General features: G+C 68.6%; 20 protein-coding genes. 10 read left to right on the forward strand and 10 right to left on the reverse strand.

The features are described from left to right. Nucleotides 1–137 precede the first annotated feature (137 nt). Nucleotides 138–860 (forward strand): DUF599 domain-containing protein, encoded by a 723-nt coding sequence (locus PSA7680_RS09555; RefSeq protein WP_085868489.1) that lies wholly within the window; start codon nucleotides 138–140, stop codon nucleotides 858–860. Continuing rightward, a complete protein-coding gene (locus PSA7680_RS09560; protein WP_085868490.1) occupies nucleotides 857–1216 on the forward strand; it encodes a hypothetical protein in 360 nt (119 codons plus the stop codon). The genes PSA7680_RS09555 and PSA7680_RS09560 overlap by 4 nt, the downstream gene beginning before the upstream one ends. Nucleotides 1217–1225: 9 nt before the next feature. On the opposite strand, the gene PSA7680_RS09565 is transcribed toward PSA7680_RS09560, so the two are convergent. Genes PSA7680_RS09565 through PSA7680_RS09580 form a run of 4 tightly spaced genes read right to left on the reverse strand, consistent with a single transcriptional unit; the run spans nucleotide 1226 to nucleotide 8023 of the window. Continuing rightward, nucleotides 1226–3316: a hypothetical protein gene (locus PSA7680_RS09565; RefSeq protein WP_085868491.1), complete on the reverse strand. Its 2091-nt coding sequence runs from the start codon at nucleotides 3314–3316 to the stop codon at nucleotides 1226–1228. Then, entirely contained in the window at nucleotides 3316–6141 is a 2826-nt protein-coding gene (locus PSA7680_RS09570) for a DUF4159 domain-containing protein (RefSeq protein ID WP_085868492.1), read from the reverse strand. Before PSA7680_RS09570 ends, PSA7680_RS09565 begins: the two co-directional genes overlap by 1 nt. Then, a complete protein-coding gene (locus PSA7680_RS09575) occupies nucleotides 6141–7019 on the reverse strand; it encodes a DUF58 domain-containing protein (protein ID WP_085868493.1) in 879 nt (292 codons plus the stop codon). The genes PSA7680_RS09570 and PSA7680_RS09575 overlap by 1 nt, the downstream gene beginning before the upstream one ends. Continuing rightward, on the reverse strand, nucleotides 7016–8023 hold the full coding sequence (locus tag PSA7680_RS09580) for an AAA family ATPase (RefSeq protein WP_085868494.1): 1008 nt from the start codon (nucleotides 8021–8023) through the stop codon (nucleotides 7016–7018). The genes PSA7680_RS09575 and PSA7680_RS09580 overlap by 4 nt, the downstream gene beginning before the upstream one ends. A 71-nt stretch (nucleotides 8024–8094) precedes the next feature. Between PSA7680_RS09580 and PSA7680_RS09585 the strand changes: the two genes are divergently transcribed. From PSA7680_RS09585 to PSA7680_RS09600, 4 genes are all read left to right on the forward strand, one after another. Further along, entirely contained in the window at nucleotides 8095–8688 is a 594-nt protein-coding gene (locus tag PSA7680_RS09585) for a DUF1285 domain-containing protein (RefSeq protein ID WP_085868495.1), read from the forward strand. Beyond that, a complete protein-coding gene (locus tag PSA7680_RS09590) occupies nucleotides 8685–8918 on the forward strand; it encodes a DUF2798 domain-containing protein (protein ID WP_085868496.1) in 234 nt (77 codons plus the stop codon). The genes PSA7680_RS09585 and PSA7680_RS09590 overlap by 4 nt, the downstream gene beginning before the upstream one ends. Nucleotides 8919–9013: 95 nt before the next feature. Continuing rightward, nucleotides 9014–9382 (forward strand): VOC family protein, encoded by a 369-nt coding sequence (locus tag PSA7680_RS09595; protein WP_085868497.1) that lies wholly within the window; start codon nucleotides 9014–9016, stop codon nucleotides 9380–9382. A 3-nt stretch (nucleotides 9383–9385) separates the two neighbouring features. Further along, nucleotides 9386–10084 carry a helix-turn-helix transcriptional regulator gene (locus tag PSA7680_RS09600; protein ID WP_085868498.1) on the forward strand — a complete coding sequence of 233 codons (699 nt, stop codon included), beginning with the start codon at nucleotides 9386–9388 and terminating at the stop codon, nucleotides 10082–10084. Between the two features lie 124 nt (nucleotides 10085–10208). Here the strand turns inward: PSA7680_RS09600 and proS are convergent, their stop codons facing one another. Beyond that, nucleotides 10209–11546, reverse strand: a complete 1338-nt coding sequence (gene proS, locus PSA7680_RS09605) for a proline--tRNA ligase (protein WP_085868499.1) — start codon at nucleotides 11544–11546, stop codon at nucleotides 10209–10211. 187 nt (nucleotides 11547–11733) lie between these two features. On the opposite strand from proS, the gene PSA7680_RS09610 reads away from it, so the two are divergent. The 4 genes from PSA7680_RS09610 to PSA7680_RS09625 are packed head-to-tail and all read left to right on the forward strand — an operon-like array spanning nucleotide 11734 to nucleotide 17301. After that, a complete protein-coding gene (locus PSA7680_RS09610) occupies nucleotides 11734–12801 on the forward strand; it encodes an AI-2E family transporter (RefSeq protein ID WP_085868500.1) in 1068 nt (355 codons plus the stop codon). Between the two features lie 3 nt (nucleotides 12802–12804). After that, on the forward strand, nucleotides 12805–13500 hold the full coding sequence (locus PSA7680_RS09615) for an AAA family ATPase (protein WP_085868501.1): 696 nt from the start codon (nucleotides 12805–12807) through the stop codon (nucleotides 13498–13500). 28 nt (nucleotides 13501–13528) lie between these two features. After that, complete coding sequence (locus PSA7680_RS09620; protein ID WP_085868502.1) at nucleotides 13529–15703, forward strand: RNA degradosome polyphosphate kinase; 2175 nt, start codon at nucleotides 13529–13531, stop codon at nucleotides 15701–15703. 53 nt (nucleotides 15704–15756) lie between these two features. Beyond that, nucleotides 15757–17301 carry a Ppx/GppA family phosphatase gene (locus tag PSA7680_RS09625; protein WP_085868503.1) on the forward strand — a complete coding sequence of 515 codons (1545 nt, stop codon included), beginning with the start codon at nucleotides 15757–15759 and terminating at the stop codon, nucleotides 17299–17301. Between the two features lie 8 nt (nucleotides 17302–17309). Here PSA7680_RS09625 and PSA7680_RS09630 read toward each other — a convergent pair whose 3' ends face one another. The 5 genes from PSA7680_RS09630 to PSA7680_RS09650 form a co-directional block, all read right to left on the reverse strand. Beyond that, nucleotides 17310–17678, reverse strand: a complete 369-nt coding sequence (locus PSA7680_RS09630) for a hypothetical protein (RefSeq protein ID WP_085868504.1) — start codon at nucleotides 17676–17678, stop codon at nucleotides 17310–17312. A 70-nt stretch (nucleotides 17679–17748) separates the two neighbouring features. After that, nucleotides 17749–18768 (reverse strand): endonuclease/exonuclease/phosphatase family protein, encoded by a 1020-nt coding sequence (locus PSA7680_RS09635; RefSeq protein ID WP_085868505.1) that lies wholly within the window; start codon nucleotides 18766–18768, stop codon nucleotides 17749–17751. A gap of 3 nt (nucleotides 18769–18771) precedes the next feature. Then, nucleotides 18772–19452: a molecular chaperone DjiA gene (locus PSA7680_RS09640; RefSeq protein WP_085868506.1), complete on the reverse strand. Its 681-nt coding sequence runs from the start codon at nucleotides 19450–19452 to the stop codon at nucleotides 18772–18774. A gap of 52 nt (nucleotides 19453–19504) precedes the next feature. Continuing rightward, nucleotides 19505–19996, reverse strand: a complete 492-nt coding sequence (locus tag PSA7680_RS09645; RefSeq protein WP_085868507.1) for a GNAT family N-acetyltransferase — start codon at nucleotides 19994–19996, stop codon at nucleotides 19505–19507. Then, the gene (locus tag PSA7680_RS09650) at nucleotides 19993–20607 is read right to left on the reverse strand and encodes a VOC family protein (RefSeq protein WP_245824563.1); all 615 of its coding nucleotides are present in this window, start codon (nucleotides 20605–20607) and stop codon (nucleotides 19993–19995) included. Before PSA7680_RS09650 ends, PSA7680_RS09645 begins: the two co-directional genes overlap by 4 nt. Nucleotides 20608–20609 lie beyond the last annotated feature (2 nt).

Here is a 20609-nt window from a genome sequence, read left to right on the forward strand (position 1 = left end):
ACAGCGGCGAGATCACCGCCCATTCCGCATCGCTCACATCGTGTCTGCCCGTCATGCTCACCTCCGTTTCCGAAAGTGAATCATCACACCGCCAAAAACGGAATCCCGTTTATGAGTTCACGACCTAACGTGGCGCCATGACGCTTTCGAAGACCCTCGCCTATTTCGGCCCCCTGGATCTGGCCGCCGTTCTCCTGATCTGGGGCGGCTGGCTCGGCATCGGCTTGCTCGTGGACAACGCCCGCAGCCACAACCCTTCGGTTTCGGTGCTGATGCGCCGCTACCGCCGCGAATGGATGCGCCAGTTCGTCACCCGCCAGCCGCGCATCTTCGACGCCACCATCCTGTCGTCGCTGCGGCAGGGCACGACCTTCTTCGCCTCGGCCTGCATGATCGCCCTCGGCGGCGGGCTGGCGCTGATCGGCAACACCGAACGGCTCTCCGGCGTGGCGGCGGATTTCACCTTCGAAACCGCGCCCGACATCGTATGGGAGGTCAAGATCGGCATGGCGCTTATCTTCGTCGTCAATGCCTTCCTGAAATTCGTCTGGGCCCATCGCGTCTTCGGCTACTGCGCCGTCGTCATGGCGGCGGTGCCCAACGATCCCGAGGATCCCTCCGTCTACCGGCGGGCCGATCAGGCCGCCGAACTGAACATCTCCGCCGCCCGCAGCTACAACCGGGGCCTGCGCTCGATCTATTTCGCGCTGGCGGCGCTGACCTGGCTGCTGGGCGCCTGGGCGCTGCTCTGCGCCACCGCGCTGACTCTCGCCTTCCTGTGGCGGCGGGAGTTTTCCTCCCATTCGCGGCAGGTGCTGGAAGAAGGGCTCGGAACCCTCGCGCAGGAGCCGGTCGAATGATGCGCGCCGCCCTGATCGCCTGCCTGCTCTGCCCGGCGCTGACCGCCCGGGCCGACATCCCGGTCGTCGAAGGCGCAACGGCGATTCGCGATGGGGCCGGCTGGCGGTTTTCCGTCACCCTGAGCCACCCCGATACCGGGTGGGATCACTACGCCGACGGCTGGCGCGTCGTGGCCGAAGACGGCACGGTGCTGGCAACGCGCGAACTTCTGCATCCTCATGTCACTGAACAGCCGTTCACCCGTTCCCTCGGCGGCGTTGCCCTTCAAGAAGGCATCAAACGTGTGGGGATCCAGGCGCGCTGCAACCGGGATGGTTGGGGCAAGGTCGGCTTCTGGCTCGATCTGGGGGAGTAGTCCGCGCCGTCACGCGGCGCCGGCACGCCGCGCCCTGCGGCCCTCGTAGAGCCAGGCGGCGATCGCCAGCAGACCGGTCAGCAGCAGGAACAGCCACGCCGGCAAGAGCGGCGCGACCCGCACGTCGGTCGTCAAGTAGGCGTTGCGCGGGGTCAGCCCCAGCCAGCCGCGCCCGGCCGCAGGCCGGCCCGGACGCACGTCGCGCAGGCCCGGCATCCCGGCCGAAAGCGCCACGGCGCCCCCGTTCCCGGCATCCACCAGGGCGGCGAGCGGTTCCGCCGAAGCGATCGTCTGCTCGAACTCGCGGGGCGCCGCCGGCCCCAACGCAACCACGCTTTCCAGCTCGGCCTCCTTCAACCGGTAGAGCCCGATGTCAGCCCCCACGTAGGTGCCTTCGTAGCGCCCCGGCGCCACCTGCTGAAGCCCGAGGCGCTCGGTTTCGCCGGACGGGTTGGTGATCTCGACCTCGCCGATCTCCTCGCCAAGCGTGCGGCGCACGATCGTCATTTCCTGCCCGTTGGCCTCGGCCCAGAGGGCCTCTTCCTCGAGTTCGGGCTCCTTCATCATCCAATGGGCCAGCCGGCGCAGCAGTTCGAGCTGCGGCCCGCCGCCTTCGAACCCCCGGCTCCAGAGCCAGGCGTGATCCGACGCCAGCAGCGCCACGCGCCCTTCGCCCACGCGATCCAGCATCAGCAGCGGCCGCCCGTCGATGCCTTCCATCACCGTGGTGCCCGCCAGCGGATCGAGATCCACGAGGCGGAACCAGCGCCCCCAGGCCGGCGTGCCCTCGGCATCGAGATAGGGCGCGTCCAGCCCTTCCGTCACCGGGTGGCGCTGGCCCATTTCGGTGATCGCGGGGCGGTATCCCTCCTCGATCACGCGCGCGGTGGGGGCGCCGGGCAGCACGTTGGCGAGCCCGGAGTGGAACAGGCTGTCGGCGGAGGCGAAATCCGGCCCGGCGGCGAGCAGCACGGCGCCGCCCTCCTCCACGTAGCGGGCCACGTTGTCGAGGTAGAGCCCCGGCAGGATCCCGCGCCGCTTGTAACGGTCGAAGATGATCAGGTCGAACTCGTCGATCTTGTCGAGAAACAGCTCCCGCGTCGGGAAGGCGATGAGCGAAAGCTCCGATACCGGCACGCCGTCCTGCTTCTCGGGCGGGCGCAGGATGGTGAAATGGACGAGATCCACCGAGCTGTCGGATTTCAGCAGGTTGCGCCACGTGCGCTCGCCCGGATGCGGCTCGCCCGAAACCAGAAGCACGCGCAGCCTGTCGCGCACACCGTTGATCTGCACCACCGCGCTGTTGTTGCGGGTGGTCAGCTCGCCCTCGGCCTCGGGCACCGTGATCTGCACCACGTTCAGCCCGCCATGCGCGAGGGTGATGGGCAGTTCCAGATCGCGCCCCGTGGGCACGCGCACCGTCACCGGCGGCTCGCCGTCCACGGAGATTTCAAGCTGCGAAAGCCCCTGGACATCTTCGGGAACCGCGCCCTGATCCTCCACCCGCAGCGTGAGGATGATCTCTTCGCCGAGGATGCCGAAGGCCGGGGCATTGCGCACCGCGAGGCGGCGATCCCAGTCCTCGGGTTCCCCGGTGAGCAGCACATGCACCGGCGCGGGCACCGCCGGCTGGAGATCGGCGTCATGCACCTGCCCGTCCGTCAGCAGGAAGACACCGGCCAGCCGCGCGTCCGGCAGATCGGCCATCGCCTGCGCCAGCGCGCCCATCAGGCGGGTGCCGCTGTTGTCCTCGCCATCACCGACGACGACGCGGCGCGTCTCGGTGCCGGGGCGCGCGTCAAGGGCGGCCTCCAGCTGCGCGGCGGCGGCATCCATCTGCGCGGGCCGCCCCCCGATGCCCTGGCTGGCGCTGCGATCTTCGATCACCAGCGCGATGTCGTCCAGCGGGTCGCGCTCCTCGGTCTGAAGGGACGGGTTGGCAAGCGCCAGCAGCAGCACGGCCCCGCCGAAAGCGCGCAGCCACCAGCCCGAGAGGCCGCGGTAGGCGGCGAAGAGGAGAAGCGCCACCAGAAGCGCCGCGCCGGCCCAGATCAGGGGCCAAGGCACGAGGGCGTCGAAAAGGATCCGGTCTGCCGTCATCATTGCCCCAGCCTGTCCAGTAGCGCAGGCACGTGGACCTGATCGGATTTGTAGTTGCCCGTGAGCACGTGCATCACGAGGTTCACGCCGAAGCGCAGGGCGATCTCACGCTGCATCTCGCCGCCGAAGCCCCGGCCCACCGGGAACAGGCGGTTGCCGCTCTCGTCGATGGCCCAGGCGGACGCCCAGTCGTTGCCCCCGATCACCACCGGGGTCACGCCGTCATTGAGATTGCGGAAGGGCATGCCCTCGATCTGCACCGCGTCCGGCGGCGCGGCCTCCACCCAGACCTCCCGGCCGGCGTGGCGGCCGGGGAAATCCTGCAACAGGTAGAAGGTGCGGGTCAGGACGTGATCCGCCGGGATCTGCTCCAGCGGCGGGATGTCCAGCGGCGCGGCCAGCTGTTGCAGGCGGCGGGCCTGCGGCGTCTGGCCGGCGTAGCCCGAGACATCGGCATCGCGCGTATCGAACAGGATCATCCCGCCCGTGCGCAGGTAGCGGTTGAGCTTGGCGTAGGCTTCGTCGCTGGGCAGCGGCTGGTTTTCCGAAACGGGCCAGTAGAGGAAGGGGAAGAAGGCCAGTTCGTCGGTTTCGAGGTTCACCGCGATCGGCTCGGCCGGCTCGATCGCCGTGCGCTGCCGCAGCGTGCGCCCCAGGCCGCGCAGGCCGGCCTGCGCCACGCGGTCGAGCGCCGGATCGCCGGTCACGACATGGGCCAGAACCACGTCACGGGTGGCGGCGAGGGCCAGCGCCTCGGCCGCCTCGGAAGGCGCCGCCTGTGCCGGGGCCTCCGCCTGCTGCGCCGCAAGCGGGCTCGCTTGCAGGAACAGCGCGCCCAGCCCCGCGGCCAGCAGGAAGGCCGCCGTGCGCGTGCCGCGCGACAGCAGCCCGGAGAGCCGCCCGCCCACGAGCAGCGAGGCAAGGATGTCCAGCAGCAGCAGCGCGAGCGCGGCGGCCAGAAGCGGCCCCTTGAGGCCGAATTCCCGGGCCACGGCAAGCCCTTCGACAGGCACGCCGACGGGCCATTCGGCCCGCGCAAGCGTGGCCTCGGGGCCGAGAACGTTCAGCGCGATGGCGCGATCGCCCGATGCATAGAGCCCCGGCGGGGAGGTCGGGCCGGCCTGGCCCGCCGCGAGCACTTCCCCGGCGACGCCCGCCAGCGCCCCGGCCTCGGCGAAGCCGCCGAAGGCATCCAGCACGCGCACGGGCTGCCAGCTGGTGCCGGCCAGATCCTCGGCGGAGGGGCGGTCGGGCCGGGTGGACACGGCGAGCCGCTCCAGCATCTGCACGAAAAGCCCCGAGAGCGGCAGGCTGGACCATTCCGCATTGGCGGTGACGTGGAAGAGCACGACCTGCCCGTCACCGAGCGGCTTGCGGGTGACGAGCGGGGTGCCGTCTTCGAGCACGGCGATGGTGCGGCTGGCGAGTTCGGGATCCGGCTGCGCCAGCACCTGCGCGCTCACCTCCACCTCCCGAGGCACCGGCAGTCCGAAGAAGGGCGAGCCGTCGGTGAAGGCGCGCAGCCGTTTGGGGGCACCCCAGCTCATGGCGCCGCCCACCGTGCGGCCGCCCTCTCGCAGGCGCACCGGCATCAGCGGATCTTCTTCGGCGCGGCTCACGTCGCTCGCCGCCAGGCGGGGGCCGGCGAAGCGCAGCAGCAGCCCCCCGGCCTCCACCCAATCCAGAAGCGCCGCCGCCTCGGCCGGCGCGAGCGTGGCCACGTCGGCGAGGATGATCGCGTCCGGGTTGGCGGGCAGCAGTTCGGTCAGCCCGCCTTCCAGCAGATCCGCCGTGGGCGCGAGCGCCTGCCGCAGGTAATGCAGCGGCGACAGCAGTTCGAGCCCTTCGCGATCCTCGCGGCCCGCGATCAGCGCCACTTCGCGGCGTTTCAGGGCGTCATCCGTCAGGGCCACCGCGCCGGCGGAGCGCACGCCGGCGACCGTGAAGCGGGACACGCGGTTGCGCAGCTCCGGCGGCAGCGCCAGCGTGACCACCGCCTCGCCGGCACCGGCGTCGAAGGTCGCCGTGCCGCTGGCAAGCGCGCGTTCCGTGCCCGCCGGGTCCAGCCCGATCGCGGCGACGGAAACCGATTGCGCCACGGCCGTCAGATCCCGCAGGACGGTAATCTCGATCACCCCGTCGGCGTAGATGGCCGGGCGCAGGCCGAGGCTCGCCGTGGGCGGCTGGAACACCGTCACCGCGCCGCGCGTCTGCAGGGCCGCCAGCAGGGTCTCGCGCCCCTCGCGGGCCAGCCCGTCGGAAATCCAGTAGGTTTCGAAATCCACCTGCGGCAGGGCCAGCCCCCAGTCCGCCAGCGCCGCAGCGGAGGGTGCGTGCGCCTTCGGCGAAACGCCGGCAAGGCGGTTCTTCCACGCATCCGCGGATTGGAAGGGCAGATCGCCGGCAGGCGGAAGTTCGGTCAGGGTGACCACGGCCACCGAGCGCCCGGCACGCCCGGCCTCCTCCAGCAGGGCTTCGGCGCGCTGGATACGGCGCGGCCAGGCCTGCGCGGAGGCCCATGTGCCGTCCATCACGATCAGCAGCGGCCCCTCGCCCGCCCGCTGCGGCTGGGGGTTCAGAACCGGGCCGGAAAAGCCGAGGATGAGCGCCGCCACCGCGGCCAGCCGCAAGAGCAGCAGCCACCAGGGCGTGCGATCCGTTTCGCTTTCCTCGTCCTTGAGCCCCAGAAGCAGGACGACACCGGGGAACCGGCGGCGGATCGGCGCCGGCGGCACCACGCGCAGCAGGATCCACAGGACGGGCAGCACCAGCAGCCCCAGCAGGAGCCAGGGCGCGGTGAAGCCGATGGGGCCCAGAACCAGCATCAGCGCCGCCCCCTCTGCAGCGCTTCATGCAGCCACAGAAGCGCCGCCTGCCCGGGCTGATCGGTGTGGTGGACATGCATCTGCCAGCCGGTGGCGCGGCACAGGGCCGAGAGCGCATCGCGCCGTGCCGCCAGCCTTTCGAGGTAGCGCGCGCGCAGATCGCCCGCCCTGCGGGTTTCGTGGCGCATCGTGCCGCCCACGCTTTCGAAGATGGTGCGCCCATCGAAGGGGAAGCTCTCCTCCTGCGGATCCAGAACCTGGAACAACACGCCGCGCACGTCCCTGTCGGCGGCGCGGGCGACGGCCTCTTCGATTCCGCCGAAGGGGCCGAGGAAATCCGAAAAGAAGATCGCGGTGGAATGGGGCCGCATCCCGCGGGTTTCCGGCGCGCCGTATTCCCGGCCCTCGCCCTCACCCAGAAGCTCTTCGGCCAGCCGCAGCAGTTGCGCTTCGCCCGAACGCGGTGGATGATCCGATGTGGTCAGCCCCACGCGCTCGCCGGCGCGCACCAAGAGGATGGAGAGCGCCAGCGCCAAGGTCCGCGCCCGCGAGATCTTGCGCGGGAAGGCCTCGGCCGAGGTGAAATCCATCGCGCGGGCATTGTCGATCCAGAACATCACGCTCTGCGCCGCCTGCCATTCGCGCTGGCGGATAAAATGCACATCGGATTTCGCCGAACGGCGCCAGTCCACCAGCCGGGCTTCGTCGCCCTCGACGGCGGGGCGGTATTGCCAGAATTCATCGCCAAGGCCGGCCCGCCGGCGGCCGTGTTCGCCCAGAAGCACCGTCGCGGCGAGGCGCTCCGCATCCGCCAGAAGGGGCGGAAACGGCGCGGCGATCTCCGCCGCCGTCCGGCGCAGGGCGCGAGGGGCTCTCACGCGGCGGCCTCGGTGCCGGACACCCGTTCGGCCACTTCCGCGATCACCTGCGAAAGCTCCAGCCCGCGCGCGCGGGCCGCGAAGGAAAGCGCCATGCGGTGCGAGAGCACCGGGCGCGCCATGCGCAGCACGTCCTCCGGCGAGGGCACCAGCCGCCCGTTCAACAGCGCCTCGGCGCGCACGGTGAGCATCAGCGCCTGCGCCGCCCGCGGCCCCGGCCCCCAGGCCACGTTCTCGCGCACGACCTCGGGGGCATCCGGATCATCCGGGCGGCAGGCCCGGACCAGATCCAGGATCATCTCCACCACGGCATCGCCCACCGGCATCCGGCGCAGCAGCCGTTGCGCCGCCAGAAGCTCTTCGGCGGTGAAGACGGCCTCCGCCTCGGCTTCCTCCACCCCGGTCGTCGCCAGGATGATGGCGCGCTCGGTGTCGCGGTCGGGGTAGTCCACGTCGATCTGCACGAGGAAGCGGTCAAGCTGGGCCTCCGGCAGCGGATAGGTGCCCTCCTGTTCGATCGGGTTCTGGGTCGCCAGCACGTGGAAGGGCGCGCCGAGCGGGCGCTCCTCGCCGGCGATCGTCACCTTCTTCTCCTGCATCGCCTGAAGCAGGGCCGATTGCGTCCTCGGGCTGGCCCGGTTGATCTCATCCGCCATCAGGAGCTGGCAGAAGATCGGGCCTTCGATGAAGCGGAACTCCCGCTCCCCGCCCTTCTTCTTCTCCAGCACCTCCGAGCCGAGGATGTCGGCGGGCATCAGGTCCGGCGTGAACTGAACGCGCGATCCTTCGAGCCCCATGACGGTGGAAAGCGTCTCCACCAGACGCGTCTTCCCGAGCCCGGGCAGGCCGATCAGCAGCGCGTGACCGCCGCACAGAAGCGAGGCGAGCGTCAGGTCCACCACGCTTTCCTGCCCGATCAACCGCTTGGAAATGCTGGCTTTCGCAGCCGCAAGCTGGCCCCCGAGGGCTTCGATCTCCGAGACGAGGTCTTCGGGCTGGGGCATGGCATGTCTCCTCTGGGCGCTATATGAGCTATTAAAGGACGATAATCTGCGCAGCACAAATGGCAAAACCGATGGAAGATGAAAACATCGTGAAACCCACCGCCGACACGCTGGCCGCCGCCGCGAGGGCCGCCACCAAGAAGGGGCCGCCGCCGGTCCACCTGTGGAATCCGCCCTTCTGCGGCGATCTGGACATGCGCATCGCGCGCGACGGCACGTGGTTCTACCTCGGCACGCCGATCGGCCGCATGGGGCTGGTGAAGCTCTTCTCCTCGATCCTGCGCAAGGACGGCGAGGATTATTTCCTCGTCACCCCGGTAGAGAAGGTCGGGATCACCGTCGAAGACGCCCCCTTCGTGGCGGTGGATTTCGAAGCGGAGGGCGACGGCCCAGAGCAGCGGCTCACCTTCCGCACCCATGTGGACGACGTGGTGACGGCCGATGCGGAGCACCCGATCCGGGTGGTGCGGGATCCGGAGACGGGCGAGCCCTCGCCCTACGTGCTGGTGCGCGCCAACCTCGAAGCGCTGATCGATCGCAAGAGCTTCTACCGGCTGGTGGAACTGGGCGAACACCGCCAGCACGAAGGGCGCATGTGGTTCGGCGTCTGGTCGGGCGGCTGCTTCTTTCCGATCATTCCGTCGGACGAACTGGAGCTGGAATGAACCGCGCCCTCGCCGCCCACCTCGCGTTCTGCGCTCTCACCTCGGGGCTGATGAGCTTCATCGTCACCTGCGTGGCCACGTGGAAGGCGCTCGGCTTCGGCGCGGGGTTCCTGGGCGACTGGCTCGCGGCCTGGGCGCTGGCCTGGCCCATCGCCTTCGCGGTGATCGCCACCGCCGGCCCGGCGGTGCGCCGGCGGGTGAACGGCTGGTTCGGGCTGGCCGGCGGATGAAATCCTTCTCCCCCTGACAGGCTCCTGACACTATGCTGTCAGGGGGGCTGTGGCACAACGGCGGCATCGCCAACCCCGAGCAAAGGATTTGAGCCATGCCGACAGTCCCCGAAAACGCCCTCGTCTGGTGCGAGATCCCCGTGAGCAATCTTGCCGACGCGATGGTTTTCTACGCCACCGTGCTGGACTGGGAACTCACCCTCGACGAAACCGGCCCCAACCCGGTTGCCTTCTTCCCGATGACGGAAAGCTCCGTCGCGGGTCACCTCTACCCCGGCAAGCCGGGCAAGGGCGCGGGCCCCACCGTGCACCTGGCCGTGCCCGACACCGCAGAGGCCGCCGCCGCGCGGGCCGAGGCAGCGGGCGGCACGCGGGTGATGGGGCCGATCACCATTCCGGCCGGCCAGTTCATCTACATCCTCGATCCCGACGGCAATTCCGTCGGCCTTTTCGAGGCGGCCTGAGCCATGCGCCGCGCCGACCGCCTGTTCCGGATCGTCCAGGCCCTGCGGGGCGGACGGCTGCTGACGGCGGCGCGGCTGGCCGAACGGCTGGAAGTCAGCGAGCGCACAATCTACCGCGACATCGCCGACCTGGTCGGCTCCGGCGTTCCCATCGAGGGGGAGGCCGGGGTCGGCTACGTGATGCGGGCCGGATACGACCTGCCACCGCTGATGTTCACCCGCGACGAGCTGGTGGCGCTGGTGGCGGGCGCCCGGATGGTGCGCGAATGGGGCGGTGCGGCCATGGCGCTGGCCGCCGAGGAAGCCTTGGTGAAGATCGACGCGGTGCTGCCGCCCGCCATGCGCGCAAAGGTGGAGACCGTGCGCGTGCACGCCCGCAACCCGGGCGATCTGAGCCCCGAAACCCGCGCCCTGCTGGATCGCCTCGAAGCCGCCGCTGAAAGCCGCACCGCGCTGCGTGTGGCCTACGAGGATCAGTCCGGCGCCGCCACGGAGCGGCGCATCCGCCCCCTCGGCCTCTGGTTCTGGGGCAAGGTCTGGACGCTGGTGGCCTGGTGCGACCTCCGGGAGGATTTCCGCATGTTCCGCGTGGACAGGCTCACCTGCGTGCGGGAGGACGGCACTTTTCCCGCCGAGGTATCGAAATCCCTGCGGGCCTTCTACGCGGCCATGGCCGCCAGCCACGACACCCCGCACCGCTAGCCTCGGCCCGTTCAGGGCTGGCGAAGGGGCAGGCAAAGGATGCGAAAAGAGAAAGGGCGCGCAAGGAAGCCCCCGCGCGCCCGAATTTTCACCAAGACGGCCTGATGTCCGGCTCCCGGCCGGATCAGAGCCCGGCGTAGATCCCGGCGACCTTCTCCACGGCCATCTCGGGTGCAAGCTCTTCGCTTTCGCCGGTGCGGCGGCAGGTGAGTTCCACGACGCCGTTCTTCAGGCCGCGCGGCCCGACGGTGATGCGCCACGGCAGGCCGATGAGATCCATCGTGGCGAACTTGGCGCCGGCGCGTTCGCTGCGATCGTCGTAGAGGGGTTCGAGGCCCAGCGCGGTGAAGCTCTTGTAGAGCGCCTCGCAGGCGGCATCGGCTTCCGCGTCGCCCTGCTTCAGGTTGACGATCCCCACATGGAACGGCGTGACCCCTTCCGGCCAGATGATGCCCTTGTCGTCGTGGCTGGCCTCGATGATCGCCCCCACGAGGCGGCTCACGCCGATGCCGTGGCTGCCCATGTGGACGGGCACGCGCTCCTGCTTCTCGTTCACCACGGTGGCGCCCATCGGCTCGGAATACTTGGTGCCGAAGTAGAAGATCTGGCCCACCTCGATCCCGCGGGCGACGCGGCGGCGCTCTTCGGGCACCTGCGCGAAGAGGGCTTCGTCGTGGGTTTCATCGGTGCGCGCGTAGCGCGAGGTGAACTCCTCCAGCACCGCCTGGCACTGCTCGACGCTGTCGTAGTCGATCTCGCGGTTGCCGAACTTCAGATCGGTGATCTCGCTGTCATAGAAGACTTCGCTCTCGCCGGTTTCGGCCAGCACGAGGAACTCGTGGGTATAGTCGCCGCCAATCGGCCCGCCGTCGGCGCGCATCGGGATCGCCTGCAGCCCCATGCGCTCGTAGCTGCGCAGGTAGCTGACGAGGTGGCGGTTGTAGGCGTGCAGCGCGTCTTCCTTGGTGAGGTCGAAGTTGTAGCCGTCCTTCATCAGGAATTCGCGGCCCCGCATCACGCCGAAGCGCGGGCGTATCTCGTCACGGAACTTCCACTGGATGTGGTAGAGCGTGAGCGGCAGATCCTTGTAGCTGCCCACGTGGCTGCGGAAGATGTCGGTGATCAGCTCTTCGTTGGTGGGGCCGTAGAGCATGTCGCGGCCGTGCCGGTCGCTGATGCGCAGCATTTCCTGGCCGTAGTCGTCGTAGCGGCCGGATTCGCGCCAGAGATCCGCCGATTGCAGCGTCGGCATCAGCATCGGGATGTGGCCGGCGCGGATCTGCTCCTCGTGGACGATCTTCTCGATGTTCTTCAGCACCTTGTAGCCGAGCGGCAGCCAGGAATAGATGCCGGCGGCGGATTGCTTGATCATGCCCGCGCGCAGCATGTAGCGGTGCGAAACGATCTGGGCTTCGGAGGGGTTCTCCTTGAGAACCGGGAGGAAGTAGCGGGAAAGGCGCATGGCGGGCCCCTTTGGTGGATTGGATGATGCGGTGCGCCGCACCGCGGGTCAGCGCCGGGTTTAGGGCAATCGCGGGCCTGCCGCAATGGACAGGATTGCCCCGGCGGGGCCGCTTGCGCTTGAACTTGCGGCCCCAATCGGCCAGACAAACGGCCAGACACGCGGGAACCAGCGAAAGGCCGTGCCGATGGCGCTCACCGTCAAGGAACAGACAACCTACTGGGGCCTGACCGCCCTCGCGATCTTCGCCGTGCTCTGGGCACTGGGCGACGTGATCCTGCCTTTCGTCATCGGTGCGGCCATCGCCTATTTCCTCGATCCGATCGCGGATCGGCTGGAAGCCTGGGGCTGCTCGCGCGCGCTGGCCACCGCACTGATCACCCTGCTCGCGCTCGTGGGTTTCGCGCTGATGATCCTGCTGATCGTGCCGACGCTGATCGAGCAGACGGTCGCCCTCTTCAACGCCGCGCCCGAGTTGTTCGCGGACCTGCGCGCCTTCCTCGTGCGGCACTTCCCCCAGATCCTGAACGACAACTCCACCATCAGCCAGTCGCTGGCTTCCATCGGCGAGGCGGTCAAGGCGCACGGCGGCGAGGTGCTCTCCACCGCGGTGAGCACCGCCTTCTCGCTCATCAACGTGATCGTGCTGCTGGTGGTCGCGCCGGTGGTGGCTTTCTACCTGCTTCTGGACTGGGATCGCATGATCGCCCGGATCGACACCCTGCTGCCGCGCGATCACGCCCCGACGATCCGCCGGCTCGCCGGAGAGATCGACGCGACCCTCGCCTCCTTCCTGCGCGGACAGGGCACCGTCTGCCTGCTCCTGGGCATCTACTACGCCGTGGCCCTGATGATCGCCGGGCTGCAGTTCGGCCTCGTCGTCGGCGTCGTCGCCGGGGCGCTCACCTTCATCCCCTACGTCGGTGCGCTCGTGGGTGGCGCGCTCGCCATCGGGCTGGCGCTGTTCCAATGGTGGGGCGACTGGGTGCACATCGGCATCGTCGCCGCGATCTTCGCCTCGGGCCAGATGATCGAGGGCAACGTGCTCACGCCCAAGCTCGTGGGCTCTTCCGTGGGGCTGCACCCCGTCTGGCTGCTGTTCGCGCTCTCCGCCTTCGGCGCGCTCTTCGGCTTCGTCGGCATGCTGATCGCCGTGCCGGTGGCCGCCGCGCTGGGGGTGCTCGCCCGTTTCATCATCGCCGAATACAAGAACGGCCGTCTCTACAAGGGGCAGGCCGGGCAAGACTCGGAGTAAGCCTTGGCAGAACAACTCGCGTTCGATCTGCACAGCAAGCCCGCGCTCGGGCGGGAGGATTTCTTCATTTCGCCGGCCAATGCCGTCGCCGTGGCGACGCTGGCCGCCCCGGAGGCCTGGCCGAACGGCAAGATGGCCCTCGTCGGCCCGCGCGGCACCGGCAAGACCCACCTCGCCCATGTGTTCGCCGCCGAAACCGGCGCGCGCATCGTGCCCGCGCGCAGGCTGGCCGCGGAAAACATCGAGGCCCTGGCCGCCGGCCCCGTGGTGGTGGAAGACGTGCCCGACATCGCCGGGGACGCCGAGGCGGAGGCCGCCCTGTTCCACCTGCACAACCTCGCGCTGGCCTCGGGCAGCGCTCTGCTGGTCACCGGCTCGACGCCGCCCAGCCGCTGGCCGATCGCCCTGCCGGACCTGGCCAGCCGGATGCAGGGCACCGCGATCACCCAGATCGAGCCGCCGGACGACGCGCTGCTCTCCGCCGTGCTGCTGAAACTCTTCAACGACCGCCAGACCCCGCTGGACCCGGCGGTGATCCCCTATCTCGTGAGCCGGATGGAACGCGCGCTCGGCAGCGCGGCCGATCTCGTCACGGCGCTGGATACCGCCGCACTGGCGCGCCGGCAGCCGGTGACGCGGCCGCTCGCGGCGCGCGTGCTGGAGAGCCATTGCAGCCCGGCGGCCTCCGCGTCATCATAGCGATACAAGAGTTTTTCATAAGAATCCCATGACCCAAGCCGATTTTCTGCACAGCCCGATCCCTGCGCCCGTGACCCTGCCGGAAGAAGAATTCACCGGCCCGAAGCGCTTCATGAACCGGGAGCTGAGCTGGCTTGCCTTCAACTGGCGCGTTCTGGAAGAGGCGGAGAACCCGCGCGTCCCGCTGCTGGAGCGCGTGCGGTTCCTGTCGATCTCTGCCACCAACCTCGACGAGTTCTACACCGTCCGCGTGGCCGGCCTGCGCGAGCTGAACCGCGAGGGCAACACCACCCCGGCGGCCGACGGGCTGTCCCCGGCGGAGCAGCTCACCCTGATCAACGAGGAAGCCCGCAAGCTGATGCAGCACCAGCAGGAAGTCTGGAGCGCGCTGCAGGACGAACTCGACGCACACCGCATCTTCATCCTCGAAGCCGGCGAACTCACCGAGGATGACCGCGCCTTCCTTGCCGAGCACTTCCTCACGCAGGTGTTCCCGATCCTGACGCCGATGGCGATCGACCCGGCACACCCCTTCCCCTTCATCCCCAACACGGGCTTCGCGCTGGCGCTGCAACTGGAGCGCAAGAAGGACAAGCGCACGCTTGAGGCGCTGCTGCCGGTGCCGCAGCAGATCCAGCGCTTCGTCGTGCTGCCCTCGGAGGCGGGCGAACACCGGGTTCTGCCGTTGGAGGATCTGCTCCTGCTGCACCTGGACAGCCTCTTCCCCGGCTACAAGACGAAGGGCCACTGCACCTTCCGCGTCCTGCGCGACAGCGATCTGGAGGTGGAGGAAGAGGCCGAGGATCTGGTGCGCGAGTTCGAGGTGGCCCTGAAACGGCGCCGCCGCGGCGACGTGATCCGGCTCAAGATATCGGCGGGTGCCCCGGAGGCGCTGCGTTCGATGATCATGGAAGAGCTCGCCGTCGGCGACGGCGAGGTCGTGGAGATCGAGGGGATGATCGGCGTGGCCGATCTGAAGGAGCTGGTGCTGGACGACCGGCGCGAGCTTCTCTGGCCCTCCTTCGCGCCCCGCGTGCCCGAGCGCGTGCAGGATCACGAGGGCGACATGTTCGCCGCGATCAAGCACAAGGACATGCTGCTGCACCACCCCTACGAAACTTTCGACATGGTGGTGCGCTTCCTCGAACAGGCGGCGCGCGATCCCAACGTGCTGGCGATCAAGCAGACGCTCTATCGCACCTCCCAGAATTCGCCCATCGTCGCCTCGCTCTGCGAAGCGGCCGAGAACGGCAAGTCCGTCACCGCCCTCGTGGAGCTGAAGGCCCGCTTCGACGAGGCCGCCAACATCCACCAGTCCCGGCGGCTGGAACGGGCCGGTGCGCATGTGGTCTACGGCTTCGTCAACTACAAGACCCACGCCAAAATCAGCTGCGTGGTGCGCCGCGAGGGCAACCGGCTGGTGACCTATTCCCATTTCGGCACCGGCAACTACCACCCGATCACCGCGCGCATCTACACCGATCTCAGCTTCTTCACCTGCGACGACGCCCTCGGGCGCGATGCGGCCAAGGTGTTCAACTACCTGTCGGGCTACGCGCAGCCGGTTGCGCTCGAAAACCTCAACATCGCTCCGCTGACGCTGAAATCCACCCTGATCGAGAACATCGAGCGCGAGGCCGAGTTCGCGGCGGCGGGCAAACCGGCGGAGATCTGGGCCAAGATGAACGCGATCATCGAGCCCGACGTGATCGACGCGCTCTACGCCGCCAGCCAGGCCGGTGTGAAGATCAACCTCGTGGTGCGCGGCATCTGTGGCCTGCGCCCCGGCATCAAGGGGCTGTCCGAGAACATCCGGGTGAAATCCATCGTCGGGCGCTTCCTCGAACACTCCCGCATCGTCTGCTTCGGCAACGGCCACGGGCTGCCCTCGAAGAAGGCCAAGGTCTACTTCTCCTCGGCGGACTGGATGGGCCGCAACCTGAACCGGCGCGTGGAAACGCTGGTGGAGGCGACGAACCCCACCGTGAAGGCGCAGATCGTGAGCCAGATCATGACCGCGAACCTCGCCGACGTGGCCCAGAGCTGGGTGATGCAGCCGGACGGCAGCTTCCGCCGGCACGAGGTCGCCCCCGATGAAACGCCGTTCAGCTGCCACCGGTTCTTCATGGAAAACCCCTCGCTTTCGGGCCGGGGTTCCGCCGGGGCATCCGATGTGCCCGAACTCACCCATTCCGACGATTGACAGACGCCGCGACTCATTGTCAGAGTGCAACCCGGACTGAAGGGGATGATCTCATGGACGGAGGCTCCGAAGCACCCGGCGAAGACTGGGGGCCGTTCGGCAGACCGCTGTTCAACGATCCATCGTCGCGTGCGCTTTCCCGCGTAGGCGTGGTGGACGTTGGCTCCAACTCGGTTCGCATGGTCGTTTTCGATGGAGCTGCGCGCAGCCCTGCGTATTTCTTCAACGAAAAGATCATGTGCGGCCTCGGCTCGGGCCTGTCGGAAACCGGCAGGCTGAACCCCGAGGGGCGCAAACGCGCGCTGGCGGCGATCAAGCGCTTCCAGCGGCTGGCAGAAGAAATGGAACTCGCACCGCTTTCCGCCGTTGCTACGGCCGCGGTGCGGGAGGCGGAGGACGGTCCCGGCTTCAGGGAGGAGATAGCCCGGGAGACCGGCCTCCGCCTCTACGTCATCGACGGCGAAGAAGAAGCGCGGCTCTCCGCGCAGGGCGTGCTGCTCGGCTGGCCCACCGCACAGGGGCTGGTGTGCGACATCGGCGGCTCTTCGATGGAGCTTGCGCAGGTCGGCAACGGCACCGTCGGCAAGCGCCGCAGCACCAAGCTCGGGCCGTTGAAACTGCGCGACATCAAGGGCGGCAAGAAGGGCCGCGCCGAATACATCAAGCGCGTGATCAACGAATTGCGTGCGGAGTTTCCCGAAGATCAGAAACGCCTGTTCCTCGTGGGCGGCAGCTGGCGCGCCATCGCCCGGCTGGACATGCAGCGCCGGGGCTACCCGCTGAAAGTGCTGCACGAATACCGGATGCGCCCGAGCGACGTGCAGGCGACGGTGAAATGGATCCGCGCGCAGGATCTGCAGACCCTGCGCGCGGAGGCCGGCATCTCCGAGGCCCGCATGAGCCTCGTCCCGCTGGCCTGCGAGGTTCTCAAGCGCCTGATCCACACCTTCGGCCCGAAGGAAATCGCGATCTCCTCCTACGGCATCCGCGAGGGCCTGCTCTACGAGCAGATGCCCGATCCGCTGCGCCACAGGGATCCGCTGATCGAGGCCTGCCGCTTCTCCGAGGCCAAGGACGCCCGCATCCCCGGCTACGGCAAGGCGCTCTACAATTTCGTCAAACCCCTGTTCAAGACGGACAAATACGAAGACATCCGCCTCATCCGCGCCGCCTGCCAGCTTCATGACGTGAGCTGGCGCGCGCATCCGGACTACCGGGCGGAAGTCTGCTTCGACAACGCCACCCGCGCCAACATGGGCGGGCTCAAGCACTGGGAACGGGTCTACCTCGGGCTCGCGCTGCTGCACCGCTACAAGAACAGCCGTTCAGGCAGCCACTTCGAGCCGCTGTTCTCGCTGGTGCCCGAGAAGAAGATCCGGGAGGCGGAGGTGCTGGGCAAGGCGATGCGCTTCGGCGCCATGTTCACCACGCTGAACCCGGAGCACCTGGGCAAGCTGAAGTTCTACCCCAAGAAACAGGTGCTGGAGCTACGGCTCTCCCACGAGGCCGAAGACCTGTTCGGAGAGGTTGCGCAGGCGCGTTTCGCCTCGCTCGCGCAGGCTCTGAATGCGGAAACAAAGGTGATCCGGCCGCGCTGAAGGCGTGCTCAGATCTCTACTTCCCCATCTTCCAGCGGCCGGGCCTCTTCCTCGCGGCGCAGCTCTTCCGGCGTCTTGCGGCGGATCAGGATATCGCCGTTCTCCAGCACTTCGGGGGCGTGATACTGGGAAAGTTCCCCGATCCGCCCCAAGAGCTCTTCCAGCGCCGGGCCCATGTCCTGCTGAAGGCCCTCCAGCTCCCGCAGGGCGGGCTCCATGTCTTTCAGGAGTTCCTCGAACAGCATCGAAAGCCCCTGCTCCATCAGGGACAGCCCCTCTTCCTTGCGGGAGCCCTCCGATTCCTGCGCGAGCGCGGGCAGAGGCGCCGCGCCGAGGGTGAGGCTGGCAAGCAGCAGGCTGGTGGCGATCGGTTTCATGCCCCCAATATAGGCACCCAGGCGCCCCGCCGGAAGCCTTGCCGCGTGGAGACCCGGCGGTTTGCCGCCGTCACAGGTCGATGTCCAGCGTGACGGGGTAGTGATCGGAGGCCGTGAGCAGCGCCTGCCGCAACTCGGGCGTGCCGTAGCAGACGGGATCGTCGAACGGGTGCCAGATGCGCCAGCGCGGATTGCGCGCGCGCAGGTCCGGCGAGACAAGGATGTAATCCAGCAGCGCCGAAAGGTAGCGCTTTTCCTCGGCGATGTAGAAACGCGACGTGGCCGGCTGTGCGCCCATCTTCTGGGTAGAGGCCTGCCGGGCGTGCGGATCATACAGCTGCGGGCCGTCCTCCTCGCCCATGACGATCTCCACGCCGGAGCGCCCGAAGAGCTTTTCGTATTCATCGAGGCCGGGGCCGTCGTTGAGATCGCCCATCACGATGAGCGGATCGCCGGCCGCCAGATGCGCCTCGATGCGCCGGCGCAGCCACACCGCCTGCGCCAGCTGCTTGCGGCGGTTGGCGATGGAGATCCGGATCACCTCGTCGCGGGTGCGGGCGCCGTGGGGTGCCTTGGATTTCAGATGTACCCCGATCATGCGGAAATCCACGCCCGCCGCGCTGGTGGCGGCGATCTCCAGCGGCGGCTTGGAGAAGCGGATGGTCTCGGGCGCGGAATCGACGTCCAGATCCAGCGGGAATTCCCCGTCGAAGCGCGGCACCCAGCCGCGCTGCGCCTCAAGCCCGCTCTGCGGGTCATGGCGCGCCGTCAGTGCCGTGGGATCAAACAGCAGCGCCAGCTCCTGCTGGGTGTCATTGGTGAACCCCGTCAGCGCCCGCCTCGTGCGCAGATCGTAGAGCGCCGCGAAGTTCTCCAGCGCGGCCACGGTGGAGCGGCTGCGGTTGGTGTCCGGCGCTTCGACGATCATCACCGCATCGGCATCCAGCGCGGTGAAGACGATGCCCAGCGCCTCCAGCTGCTGCGCCCGGGTCACGTCCCGCCGGGCCGACCAGCCGTCATCGGCAAGCGGGCGGTCGTCATCGTCGAACAGATTGGTGAACCACTCGATGTTGTAGGTGGCGATGCGCATGGATCACGCGGCGGACTGGTTGATTTCTTCCCAGGCCCGGTTGACCGCGATCAGGCGTTTCTCCGCCAGTTTCACCGCCTCTTCCGGCACCCCCCTCGCCATCATGCGATCGGGGTGGGTTTCGCGCACCAGCGCGCGCCAGGCGGCGCGGGCCTCTTCGAGCGTGGCCTCGGGCGAAATGCCCAGCACCTCGTAGGGATCGGGCGCCGCGTCCGGCACGAAGCGGGCGCGCAGGCTGCGAAAGGCGCGTTCGTCGAGGCCGAAGATCTCGGCCACCCGGCTCAGGAAGGCATCCTCCGCCGGATGGTATTCCCCATCGGCGACGGCGATGTGGAACAGCCCCTCCATCAGGTCGCGGATGGCGTCGCGCTCCTCGCCGAACATGCGGTTGATGCGTTCGGCGTAGAGCTCGAAGCCGGCCACGTCCTGGCGCGCCATGTTGAACACCCGCGCGGCGTTGGCCTCCTCGGATTTCGGGATGTGGAAGACCTCGCGGAACGCCGTGACCTCATCGCGCGTCACGAGACCGTCGGCCTTGGCCATCTTGGCCCCCAGCGCGATCACCGCGATGGCGAAGGCCACCGAACGCTCGGGCGGCGCGCGCAGTTTGTCAAACACCTCGGCGAGGCTCTCGCCTTTGGCCAATGCGGAGATGGCCTCGGATATGCGTGTCCAGATCGACATGGAAAAACCCTAGCGGCTCACAGGCGCGCTGTCAGCGCGACTCATGGAAATTTCACAGGAACTTCTGCATCAGGATCAGATCGAGCCAGCGGTCGAACTTCCGCCCGACCTCGCGCAGCCGGGCCACTTCGGCATAGCCGAGCGCGGCGTGGAAGGCCACGCCCGCCGCATTTCCCGAACTGACGCCGGCGAACATCGAATGCGCGCCCCCGGCCCGCGCGTGTTCCTCCACCGCCGCCATCAACGCGCGCCCCAGCCCCCTGCCGTGGGCCTCCGGGGCGAGGATGATCGTGTGTTCCATCGTATGCGCGTAGCCGATGCCGCCGCGGAACTGGCCGTAGGTCGCAAAGCCCGCAACCCGCCCCGGCGCGGTTTCCGCCACGAAGAACCCATGCCCCGCCGCAGCCTTCTCCGCGATCATCGCCTCCAGATCGGCCACGCTGCGCGGGACGCTGTTGAAGGTCACCAGGGTGTCGCGGATCATCGGCGCCCAGATCGCTTCGAGCGCGGGGCAGTCGGCGGGTGTCGCGGGGCGGATCGTCATGGCAGGGTTCTTTCGCCGTCGGGGCCGTCGAAGCTGGCCGCGAAACCGGCCGTGCCCTCGACGAAGGCCACACGCGGATCGGAGAAGCCGGGCAGCTTCAGGTTAACGATGTCGGGGTGGCGCACTTCGAGCCGGGTGAGCCGCAGCCCGCTGGGCGCCAGCCGCCGCGCCGGGTGCGCCGTGCCCTCCCATTCGATCAGCGCCGGGAAGGCGCCGCCCAACGGCAGGATGCCATCATCGGGCACGGCCATCCGCCAGCGCAGATCGCCCCGCGCCAGCGCCACGGGCCTGCCCACGCCCGGCCCGGCGGCGGCGCAGGCCGCGGCGAGATCCGGAGTGCGCAGGATCCAGTTGGCGATGCGCGGCGGGCCTTCGAAACGATCCAGATCGAACCAGCGCGCGTGGGGCGGCCGCGGCGCGTCGGGATCCACCGCGATGACCTCGAAGTAGAGCCCGTCCGCGAGCCCCAGCAGCCGGTTGTGCGTGCCCATCACGGGGTGCCTGCCTCCGGGCAGCATGGACACGCCGAGGCGCTCTTCCACCCAGGCCACGCCCTCTTCGAGCGTTTCGGCCGCCACGGCGATGTGATCCAGTTCCAGCGCGATATCCAAGC

Source organism: Pseudoruegeria aquimaris, assembly GCF_900172235.1.
GTDB lineage: Bacteria > Pseudomonadota > Alphaproteobacteria > Rhodobacterales > Rhodobacteraceae > Pseudoruegeria > Pseudoruegeria aquimaris.